Source organism: Geminisphaera colitermitum TAV2, assembly GCF_000171235.2.
Taxonomy (GTDB): Bacteria; Verrucomicrobiota; Verrucomicrobiia; order Opitutales; family Opitutaceae; genus Geminisphaera; species Geminisphaera colitermitum.
Genome location: NZ_ABEA03000154.1, coordinates 1 through 2,214, shown reverse-complemented (window position 1 = coordinate 2,214; position 2,214 = coordinate 1). Strand labels below are relative to the sequence as shown.

The 2,214-nt window shown below is 63.0% G+C and carries 2 protein-coding genes and 1 pseudogene; all 3 read left to right on the top strand.

The features are described 5' to 3' along the window. Positions 1 to 469: pseudogene (locus tag OBACDRAFT_RS17190) on the top strand (HAD family hydrolase); the annotation flags it as partial. A 52-nt stretch (positions 470 to 521) separates the two neighbouring features. Next, positions 522 to 1,799: a mechanosensitive ion channel family protein gene (locus OBACDRAFT_RS17185; protein ID WP_043587794.1), complete on the top strand. Its 1,278-nt coding sequence runs from the start codon at positions 522 to 524 to the stop codon at positions 1,797 to 1,799. Positions 1,800 to 1,827: 28 nt separating this feature from the next. Then, the coding region (locus OBACDRAFT_RS27590; RefSeq protein WP_332835130.1) for an NAD(P)H-hydrate epimerase at positions 1,828 to 2,214 on the top strand (387 nt) is incomplete at its 3' end.

Sequence of the window (2,214 nt, the reverse complement as noted above, 5' to 3'; positions counted from 1 at the left end):
GCCGGGCGATCCGCATCCGCCGTTGGACTTGGCAGAGGCGGGCGTGGCAACGGTGCGCGGCGGGATGTCGCCGCAGGACAAGGTGGCGCGGGTGGCGGCGTTGCGGGCAGAGGGGGGCATAGTGCTTTTTGCGGGTGACGGGGTGAATGACGCGGCGGCAATGAGCGCGGCGCAGGCGTCGATCGCGATGGGGGGGGGGAGTGAATTGGCGCGGGCGTCGGCGATGGCGGTGTTTGCGGGTGATGAGTTGCGGTGGCTGCCGGAGGCGGTGCGGGTGGCGCGGCGGGTGGCCGGCGGCGTGCGGGGGAATTTGTTGTTCGCCTCCGCCTACAACATGGCGGGCATGGCGCTGGCGGCGTGCGGGGTGTTGCATCCGGTGGTGGCGGCGTTGCTGATGGTGGTGTCGAGTGTGTGGGTGGGGGGGCGGGCGCTGCGGAGCGCGGGTCGGGAGACCCTCCCTCCACTTTGATGCTGGAAAAACGACGGTTGATCCGCGGGCTCCGCGTTCCTCAAATGCGGGGATGCAATTGTTCATCGACTGGCTTATCGGCTGGCTTACGGGCCAGGGTCTTTCCGAAGTAACGGCAACGGTGGTGGCGCGGGGGAGCATGTTCCTCGTGGTGGTGATCCTGGCGGTGCTTGTTCACATGCTGGTGCGAGCCACGTTGGTGGGGTTGATCAAGGGCCTCATCCATCGATCCCAGGTGAAATGGGACGACAGGTTGATCGAGTCGGGCGTGCTGGCCAAACTCTCGCACTTGGCGCCGCTGCTGGTGATGGGCACGCTGGGCCGGGTGTCGCTCACGGGGCTGCCGCAGGCGGGCCAGTGGCTGGAGATTTTTATGAAAATCTACCTGCTGTTCATCGTGTTGACGGTGATCAAGGCGTTCCTGCGCACGGTGGAATTGATTGTGGCGGGCACAAAACGCGGCGCCGGTCTGCCGATGAAGGGGTTTTCGCAGGCGGTCATGCTGATCGCCTACCTGATCGGCGGCATCATCCTGCTGTCGATCCTGCTCAACAAGGAGCCGGGTTTGCTGCTTGGCGGGCTCACGGCGCTGACGGCGGTGCTGATGCTGGTATTCAAGGATGCGATACTCGGATTCGTTGCCGGTATCCAGATTTCCGTTAACCAGATGGTGCGCATCGGCGACTGGATCGAGATGCCCAAGCAGGGCGCGGACGGTGACGTGATCGACGTGTCGCTGACCACGGTGAAGGTGCAGAATTGGGACAAAACGATATCAACGATCCCGACCTACGCGCTGATTTCCGAGTCGTTCAAAAACTGGCGAGGCATGTCGGAGTCGGGCGGACGCCGCATCAAACGGTCGATCTACGTGGATATGCAGACGGTGCGTTTTGCCGATGAGGAGATGCTGGTAAACTGGAGAAAATTGCGCGTGCTCAAGCCTTATCTTGATGCGCGGCTGGCCGAGATCGCCGGGGAGAACAGGGAGTTGGGCGAGGATTTGGGGGTGCTCGGCAATGGTCGCCGTCTGACCAACGTGGGCACGTTTCGCGCGTATTGCGCGGCGTATTTGCGGGCGAGTCCGCAGATCAACCAGAACATGACGTTCTTAATCCGCCATTTGCAGCCGACTGCGCAGGGGTTGCCGATCGAGTTGTATGTGTTCACGAGCGACATCAGCTGGGTGGGGCACGAGAATGCGCAGGCCGATGTGTTTGACCACCTGCTGGCGATCATGCCGCAGTTTGGCCTGCGCGTGTTCCAGTCGCCCAGCGGTTGCGATCTGCGCGACGCGGTGGGCGCGTTGACCGGAAATCCTAGACCCTGACCGTCCAAATTCCAAAAATATGCAGCCCATGTCTTTTTCTTCCATTGCTTCTCATCCGATCCTCACGTGCGCGGAGGCGGTGGCGTTTGAGGCGGCGTTTTTTGCCGGTGACGAGGAGCGCGAATGGGGCGCGATGCAGCGAGCGGGCGTGGCAGTGGCGGAGGGGATTCGGCTGGATTTTGAGGAGATCGGTGGGGTCCCCTCCGGTGCCCGTGTGCTCGTGCTCGCGGGCAAGGGGCACAATGCGGGGGATGCCATGCTCGCCGCCGCATGGTTCGCTGAGCGGTATTCGGAGGTGAGGGTGGAGGTGGTGTTCGCGTTGGGTGGTGCGAATGGCAGGGGGGGGGAGGGGGCTTTGCCGAACATCGAACATCCAACGTCGAACATCCAACATCCAATGTCGGCGTCGAGGGGG